At 62.6% G+C, this 7,495-nt stretch carries 8 protein-coding genes; 1 reads left to right on the top strand and 7 read right to left on the bottom strand.

Annotated features, from left to right (window positions below):
* Positions 1-155: 155 nt before the first annotated feature.
* From DEVEQU_RS18235 to ttcA, 3 genes are read right to left on the bottom strand one after another with little or no spacing between them, the layout of a single operon-like run.
* Complete coding sequence (locus DEVEQU_RS18235; protein ID WP_126152024.1) at positions 156-968, bottom strand: inositol monophosphatase family protein; 813 nt, start codon at positions 966-968, stop codon at positions 156-158.
* Between the two features lie 35 nt (positions 969-1,003).
* The gene (locus DEVEQU_RS18230) at positions 1,004-1,807 is read right to left on the bottom strand and encodes an inositol monophosphatase family protein (protein WP_386849540.1); all 804 of its coding nucleotides are present in this window, start codon (positions 1,805-1,807) and stop codon (positions 1,004-1,006) included.
* An 11-nt stretch (positions 1,808-1,818) separates the two neighbouring features.
* Positions 1,819-2,679: a tRNA 2-thiocytidine(32) synthetase TtcA gene (ttcA, locus tag DEVEQU_RS18225; RefSeq protein ID WP_126152033.1), complete on the bottom strand. Its 861-nt coding sequence runs from the start codon at positions 2,677-2,679 to the stop codon at positions 1,819-1,821.
* 179 nt (positions 2,680-2,858) lie between these two features.
* Here ttcA and DEVEQU_RS18220 point away from each other — a divergent pair, with 179 nt between their 5' ends.
* Complete coding sequence (locus DEVEQU_RS18220) at positions 2,859-4,268, top strand: peptide transporter (RefSeq protein WP_126152022.1); 1,410 nt, start codon at positions 2,859-2,861, stop codon at positions 4,266-4,268.
* A 361-nt stretch (positions 4,269-4,629) separates the two neighbouring features.
* Here the strand turns inward: DEVEQU_RS18220 and DEVEQU_RS18215 are convergent, their stop codons facing one another.
* From DEVEQU_RS18215 to DEVEQU_RS18200, 4 genes are all read right to left on the bottom strand, one after another.
* A complete protein-coding gene (locus DEVEQU_RS18215) occupies positions 4,630-4,938 on the bottom strand; it encodes a type II toxin-antitoxin system RelE/ParE family toxin (protein WP_126152021.1) in 309 nt (102 codons plus the stop codon).
* Positions 4,938-5,207 (bottom strand): type II toxin-antitoxin system ParD family antitoxin, encoded by a 270-nt coding sequence (locus DEVEQU_RS18210; RefSeq protein ID WP_126152020.1) that lies wholly within the window; start codon positions 5,205-5,207, stop codon positions 4,938-4,940. The genes DEVEQU_RS18215 and DEVEQU_RS18210 overlap by 1 nt, the downstream gene beginning before the upstream one ends.
* A gap of 98 nt (positions 5,208-5,305) precedes the next feature.
* A complete protein-coding gene (gene rpsD / locus DEVEQU_RS18205; RefSeq protein ID WP_126152019.1) occupies positions 5,306-5,923 on the bottom strand; it encodes a 30S ribosomal protein S4 in 618 nt (205 codons plus the stop codon).
* Between the two features lie 175 nt (positions 5,924-6,098).
* Positions 6,099-7,337, bottom strand: coding sequence for an MFS transporter (locus DEVEQU_RS18200; RefSeq protein ID WP_126152018.1), 1,239 nt, complete (start codon positions 7,335-7,337; stop codon positions 6,099-6,101).
* Between the last annotated feature and the right edge of the window lie 158 nt (positions 7,338-7,495).

Here is a 7,495-nt window from a genome sequence, read left to right as displayed (position 1 = left end):
TCCCAGCCGGGGGGGCCCCCCCAACCCCCCCACCCCCACAGGAGAGGCGCGGGGGGGGGGGGGGGGGGGGGGGGGGGGGGGGGCCCCGGGGGGGGGGGGGGGGGGGGGGGGGGGAGAAGCCCGCGGGGGGCGGGCGGCGCCGCGGGGGCCGAAGGCTAGACCGTGAAAACCTCCTGGCGGAGGGTTTGCCAGCTGTCGGGGTCGGTGGCGATGAGGAGGCCGCCGGAGAGGTCGCGGGGGGTGTAGGGGGTGCCGTCAAACTTGGCGACGGTGGCGCCGGCTTCGCGCATCATCAGCGCGCCGGCGACGTGGTCCCAAGGCATGAGCTTGCCATAGGCGAGGAAGTGGGCATTGCCGCCGGCGGCGTAGCGATATTCGTGGCCGGCGCAGCGGTAATTGGCGGTCATCTTGACCTTGGCCAGATTGGCGAGGACGACGCGGCGCTGCTCGACCGGCAGGAAGGCGGTGGAGGCGGAACCGCCCATTTCCGACAGCGGCACGGGATCGGCGAATTTCTGGCGAATGCGACGGCCATCGGGAAAGACCTGCCAGGTGCCGCAGCCCTTTTCGGCCATCAGGAAGTCGTCGCCCAGCGGATCGTAGATGACGCCGGCGACCGGCTCGCCATTCTGCGCCACCGAGGCCATGACGGCGAAGAGCGGCAGGCCACCGGCAAAATTGGCAGTGCCATCAACGGGATCGACGTAAATGACGATTCGATCCTCGAACTGCGTATCGAGCAGGCGCGGATTGGCCGAGACCGCTTCCTCGCCGATGACCACGGTATCGGGCGAGTGGGCATTGATGGCGGCGGTGATGACGCGTTCGGCATTGGTATCGGCCTCGGTGACGAGGTCGAAGGCGCTGGTCTTGGTCTGGATCATGCCATCATCGAGCCGGCGAAAGCGCGGCATGATCTCATCCTTGGCGGCCTGACGGAGAATGGCGGCCAGACGATCAATATTCATGGCATGAAGTCCTTGTCGGTTCAGGTGTGGTCGATTCAGAGCCCGAGAATGTCGCGAGCAATAAGCTGCCAGCTCTCCTTGTCGGGCGCGTTGAGAATGCCGGCATCGATGCGACCGGCGCGGAAAGGCGTGCCGTCGAAATGGGCGCTGAAACCACCGGCTTCGGCATGGATCAGCGCCCCGGCCAGGTGGTCCCAAGGCATGACCCCATGCGAGGCGGAGAAATGCGCGCGACCGCTGGCGAGCATCCAATATTCATAGGCCGAACAGCCATAGGCCATGGCCAGCTTGACCTTGGTGAGATTGGCGGCGACGCGGGCGCGCATGGGGTCGGGCAGATAGCTCCAGCAGGCGACCGAAACCATAGTGTCGAGGCTGGTGGGCGCGGCAACCCTGATGGGGCGGCTCTGACCGCTGGACTTCACCAGCCGCGCCCCTGCCCCGCGCTCGCCGATCAGCACATCGCCGCGCAGGGGATCAAGGATCAGCCCGCCAATGGTCTCACCCCGGCGCACCACGGCGAGGATAGAGCCAAACATTCCATTGCCGGCGGCAAAGTTGAAGGTGCCATCGACCGGGTCGATGACGAAGGCGAGATCGGCTTCGACCAGGCCGGAGAGAATGGACTTGTCGGCGGCATAGGCCTCCTCGCCGACGATCAGCGCTTGGGGATAGAGGTCGCGCAAGGCGGCGGTGATGACGCGTTCGGCGCCGAGGTCGGCCTCGGTGACGAGATCATATTCATTGGCCTTCTGCCCGATATCGGCATCGTCCAGATTGCGGAAACGCGGCACGATTTCCTGATTGCCGGCATCGCGCAGGATGGCGGCGAGGCGCATGACGTCGATGGTCAAGACGGGCTCCGGCTGGTGGAGAGGCCTGCGAAATCGAAGAGCTTGGGGTCGAGCATATGGCTGGGATTGATATTGCCCAGGGCGCGGATCATCACGTCCTTGCGGCCGGGCATGGCTTTTTCCATGTCGGTCAGCATGGCCTTGGTGACATTGCGCTGCAAGCCGTCCTGCGAACCACAGAGATCGCAGGGGATGATCGGGAAGGCCATGGCGTCGGAAAAGCGCTGCAGGTCCTCTTCGGCGCAGTAGATCAGCGGGCGCAAGACTTCGAGATCGCCCTCGTCATTGACCAGCTTGGGCGGCATGGCGGCGAGCTTGCCGCCGTGGAAGAGGTTCATGAAGAAGGTTTCGAGACTGTCGTCGCGATGGTGGCCGAGCACCAGGGCGGTGCAGCCCTCTTCGCGGGCGATGCGATAGAGATTGCCGCGGCGCAGGCGCGAGCAGAGCGAGCAATAGGTGGCCCCGGCTGGCAACTTGTCGGTGACGATCGAATAGGTGTCCTGATATTCGATGCGGTGCGCGATACCGAGCCCAGTCAGAAATTCGGGCAGGATGTGCTTGGGAAAATTGGGCTGGCCCTGGTCGAGATTGCAGGCGAGCAGCTCGACCGGCAACAGGCCCCGCCATTTGAGATCGAGCAGGAGGGCGAGCAGGCCATAGGAATCCTTGCCGCCGCTCAGCGCGATCAGCCATTTTTCGCCCGGCCTCACCATGGCGAACTTGTCCAGCGCCTCGCGGGTATTGCGGATCAGCCGCTTTCGCAGCTTGTTGAACTCCACCGAGCGCGGGGCATGGGCGTAGATCGGATGCGCGCCGGAGGTGTCGGCGTCGTCTTCCGGGATGGCGGGGGCTTCCATCGCCGCACTCATGGCAAAACTCTCGTTTGATCGGTCGAAAAAGCTGATAGCGCCGATATCGGGCGATGGGAAGTCAAAGCGGCGGTGCACAACCTTACCAAAGCTTAACTTCCCTTCCTTGTTTTAACCCGTTTGCCACAGTTAGATAAACCATCCTCACGGCACCCTGGAGTCTCCCGGTGTTTCGCTCCTTTTTTCCCGTCCCCAAGATCTTCTTCTCGTCGGCCATTCTCTGGATGCTGCTGACGACACTGGTATTCCAGCTTGCCGGCGACCCCGTACGGTCCGTCATCAGCATCGACAGGTTCCTCGCTCCCGCCATCTGTGCACCGAGCCAGGTGCCAGCGGCGGAAACGCCCGTGGCCCCTGCCCCTGAGGCTTTACCCACGCCCGAAGGCGGCCCCCAGGCGACCGACCCCAATGCGCCGGCACCGACGACCCAGGAGTCCACAACGCCAGCAGCAGTGCCGACAGTCAGCGCCACGAACTGCGTTGCCGAAGACAGCAACTTCCTCAACGGCGCGCGCATCTGGGAATATTGGTACATCCTGATCTGTACTGCCCTGTTCTGCGCCTTCTGGTACTTTTACAAGCGCAACGAATGGTACTGGTGGAGCGTGGTCGGCAGCGCCGTTCTGTTCCTCGCAACCTACTCCCAGGTTCAACTCGCCGCCTTCATCAATGCCTGGCAGGGCGGCTTCTTCAATGTGCTGCAAGGCGCCTTGAGCAATCCGGGATCGGTATCGCCCGACGAATATTGGCCCTATGTCATCACTCTGATGGCGGTGCTGCTGCCGAACATCATATTCCTCGTCATGCTGGCCTTCTTCAACTCGCACTACGTGTTCCGCTGGCGCAAGGCCATGACCTCCTACTACATGCAGTATTGGGACCGCGTGCGCACCGTGGAAGGCGCTGCCCAGCGTGTGCAGGAAGACACCATGCGCTTTGCCTCGATCGTGGAAGACCTCGGCACCAGCTTCCTCGACAGTCTGCTGACCCTCGTTGTGTTCCTCCCCATTCTCTGGGGGCTCTCGACCAACATCACCGCGCTTTACGGCTTCGACAATATTCCCGGCAGCCTGGTGTGGATCGCCCTCGTGGTGGCGGCATTCGGAACGGGTCTGTTGTGGATCGTCGGCATTCGCCTGCCAGGCCTCAATTTCGAGAACCAGAAGGTGGAAGCGGCGCTCCGCAAGGAGCTGGTCTATGGCGAGGACAATCCGGACCGCGCCACACCGCCGAGCTTCCGCGAGCTGTTCGCCAATGTGCAGAAAAACTACTTCCGGCTGTATTTCCACTACACCTACTTCAACCTCGCCCGTTATGCCTATCTGCAAGTCGCAGGCTATGTGCCGCTTCTGACGCTCTCACCCTCGATCCTGGCGGGTACGATCACGCTGGGCGTGTACCAGCAGGTGCAACAGGCCTTCGGGCAGGTCGCGAGCTCTTTCCAGTTCTTCGCGCGCGCCTGGACGACGATTGTGGAGCTCCAGTCGATCTACATGCGTCTGCGTAAGTTCGAAGGCTTCATTCCGACCGACCAGGAGCCGATCAAGGAGCAGTTCGGCGACGCCGCCACGCTCTAAGCATGTCCAGGGGGCGGCGGTGCCGCCCCTATTCATTTGCATTTCTCCCACCTCAATTCGTCACCCTCGGGCTTGACCCGAGGGGTCTTTGCCAGAGCCAATTGACGTGCGTGAAACGCCCTCGGGTCGGGCCCGAGGGTGACGCCGGTGAAAGGGCGCGTGATGCTCACGCCCCGCCGTGACTTTCAAAAACGACGGCGATAACGGGATGACATCCTGGCCACGGTCCGGGATCGATCTCCCGAGCTCGGGTTGAGCACAGCCTCGGGCGAGGTGACGGCCGGTGGGCCAGCGAGAGACCGTGCCAGCACTTGTGGATAGGTTCTATGGGGAAATGAAAGGCTCTCCCGCGCGGCCTATTCTAGTCTTCTAGGACTGCACGATAGTCACGGCCACGATAGTAGATGTTGACGATCTCCACGCAAACATCGGTCACAGCGTAGAAAATCATCGCTGAATGCTCAAATGGCGCCGTGCGCAGGTTGGGGTATTCGGCGCCGGCCGCGGGATAACCATAGGGTAGTCGGCCGATCAGTTCGCACTTGTCGCGAAGGCGACCCACAAAAGCTTTCACGGTGGCGCGCGACGCGCCTTCGCAGATGAAATATTGCCAGATGTTTTCGAGGTCTGATAGCGCCCCTTCCCTGAAACGGACGGGAAGTGTGAGCATCAGCGATCTTCGAACAGGGCATCTACCCTTGCGGAGATACGCTCAAAAGCTTCATCGATGGGGACTGACGGCCGCGGATCATCGAGCGATTGCCGAATGCGCTCACGCATGAAAGCGATCGTGTTGGCTCTATCCTCTTGATGACGTGTCCAGGCATGAACGGCGTCTGCCAGCATCTCGTCTGACGTGCCAAACTGGCCGGCCGCTACCGCGCCTTCAATGACGGCAACGACGTCGTCGGGAAGCGTAACGTCTAGTTTCTTGTTCATGGACACACTCTCCGTTCCGTCAAAATAGCGCCGAAAAGCCCAAAACAAAAGGGCCGCTCCGGAGAGCGGCCCTTTCGGCATTTGGGGTCGTTTCGCGATTAACGCGAGTAGAATTCGACGACCAGGTTCGGTTCCATCTGGACCGGGTACGGCACGTCCGACAGCGCGGGAACGCGAACGAAGGTCGCGACCTGCTTGCCGTGATCGACTTCCACGTAATCGGGAACGTCACGCTCGGCGAGCTGGTTGGCTTCGAGGACGATGGCGAGCTGCTTGGAGCGCTCACGCACTTCGACCTTGTCGCCGATCTGGACCTGGTAGGACGGGATGTTGACGCGCTTGCCGTTGACCAGAACGTGGCCGTGGGACACGAACTGACGGGCGGCAAACACGGTCGGGACGAACTTGGCACGGTAGACGATGGCGTCCAGGCGACCTTCGAGCAGGCCGATCAGGTTCTCGCCGGTGTCACCCTTGCGACGGGCCGCTTCGTCATAGAGACGACGGAAGGCCTTCTCGGTGATCGAGCCATAGTAGCCCTTGAGCTTCTGCTTGGCGCGCAGCTGCAGACCGTAGTCCGAGAGCTTGCCCTTGCGGCGCTGACCGTGCTGGCCGGGGCCATAGGCACGAGCGTTCAGCGGGGACTTCGGGCGGCCCCAGATGTTCTCGCCAAGGCGACGGTCAATCTTGTACTTTACGGAATGACGCTTCGACATCGCGTATCCTTCTTAAACGTTTGAATGGATCGCGCCCTCCTCTGCCCTGGCTTGCGACAGGACCGACAGACCTCCCAATGAGAGAATCCCGGGTGCGCCTACGGGCCATATGGCCGGAATAGGTGGCCGCGTCTTAGAGGCCCTGCCCCCTCGAGTCAAGCGCCGCAGGGCTTTTTCAGGCCATGCGCTTGTCGATATGGCGCTGTTGGCGCAATTGCGGGAACAGCCGGCTCCAGATCACCGCCACCGCTATGGCGCCGAAGCCACCAATGACCACTGCAGGCACCGGGCCGATGAAATGGGCCACCGTGCCGGCGCGGAACTCGCCCAGCTCGTTGGAGGCGCCGATAAACACCGAATTGACCGCATTGACGCGCCCGCGCACCTCCTCGGGCGTCCAGAGCTGCATGATGGTTTCGCGAATGGTGACGCTGACCATGTCGGAGGCCCCGACCAGCGCCAAAGCGGGAATGGAGAGCCACACGGTGGTCGAGAGACCGAAGATGACGGTGAAGGCGCCGAACAGGCCGACGAAGATGAAGAGAATCTTGCCGGCATGATCACGCACCGGGAAACGGGTGAGATAGAGCGCCATGAGGATGGCGCCGATCCCCGGCGCGGCGCGCAACAGGCCAAGCTCCATCGGCCCGGCATGCAGGATATCCTTGGTATAGACCGGCAGCAGCGCCACCGCCCCGCCCATCAACACGGCGAACATGTCGAGCGAAATGGCGCCCAGCACCACCTTGTTGGAAAAGATGTAGCGGAAGCCGCCGAAAATGGTTTCGAGACTGGTGGCCTGATGTGACTGACGCTGCGCTGGGCGCGGAATCAGCAGCACGGTGACGACGGCGCAGATGAGCAAGGCTGCGCCGGTGCCGAAGGCAAAGCCGGGCGCGACGCCATAGAGCAAGCCGCCGACTGCGGGCCCGGTAATGGAGGCAAACTGCCAGGCGGAGGCATTGACAGTAATGGCATTGCTGAGCGCTTCGGCGGGCACCAGATTGGGCGCCAGCGACTGCGCCGCAGGGCCCCAGAAGGCCCGCGCCGTTCCCAGCACCACCAGCACCACGAAAATCGGCCAGACCTCGTGCGCCTCGACATTGACCAGCGTCAGGAAGGCAATGGCGCAGCCGAGTTCGACGGTAAGGCAGATGGCCATGATCCCGCGCCGGTTGAAGCGGTCGGCAGTGAGGCCGGTAATCAACATCAGCAGCAGCGCCGGCAGGAACAGGCAGAGCCCGACCAGCCCGAGCAGGAAGGCATTGCCGGTGACGTCATAGATCTGCCAGGCGATCGACACCGACATGATCTGCACGGCAAAGCTCACCAACAGCGTGGTGAGCCAGAAAAAGCGGAAGCCGAGATAGCTGAAGGCGAGCTTCGAGGGCTCGGAGGGTGCGTGACTGCTCATAATGTCGCAGGCTTCGCATGCCGGCGCGGGGCCGTCAAAGGCGATAAACGCGATTCCGTCCGGTTAGGCGCAAGATTGATGGGTTTGGGGGTGGTACTCGATGAAGAGTGGCACAGGGCGGTGCGCTAAGCCGGGGGCTGCGTTTGGCGATAGGGCTT

The organism is Devosia equisanguinis (assembly GCF_900631955.1).
In the GTDB taxonomy this organism is placed as follows: Bacteria; Pseudomonadota; Alphaproteobacteria; order Rhizobiales; family Devosiaceae; genus Devosia; species Devosia equisanguinis.
Note: the sequence above shows the minus strand (reverse complement) of the source record. Positions and strands in the feature narration are given on the sequence as shown.

Coding starts and splice junctions, on each gene's coding strand:
- DEVEQU_RS18215 (WP_126152021.1), bottom strand. CDS start 4,938: ATGCTCACACTTCCCGTCCGTTTCAGGGAAGGGGCGCTATCAGACCTC.
- ttcA (WP_126152033.1), bottom strand. CDS start 2,679: ATGGAAGCCCCCGCCATCCCGGAAGACGACGCCGACACCTCCGGCGCG.
- DEVEQU_RS18235 (WP_126152024.1), bottom strand. CDS start 968: ATGAATATTGATCGTCTGGCCGCCATTCTCCGTCAGGCCGCCAAGGAT.
- DEVEQU_RS18200 (WP_126152018.1), bottom strand. CDS start 7,337: ATGAGCAGTCACGCACCCTCCGAGCCCTCGAAGCTCGCCTTCAGCTAT.
- rpsD (WP_126152019.1), bottom strand. CDS start 5,923: ATGTCGAAGCGTCATTCCGTAAAGTACAAGATTGACCGTCGCCTTGGC.
- DEVEQU_RS18230 (WP_386849540.1), bottom strand. CDS start 1,807: ATGCGCCTCGCCGCCATCCTGCGCGATGCCGGCAATCAGGAAATCGTG.
- DEVEQU_RS18210 (WP_126152020.1), bottom strand. CDS start 5,207: ATGAACAAGAAACTAGACGTTACGCTTCCCGACGACGTCGTTGCCGTC.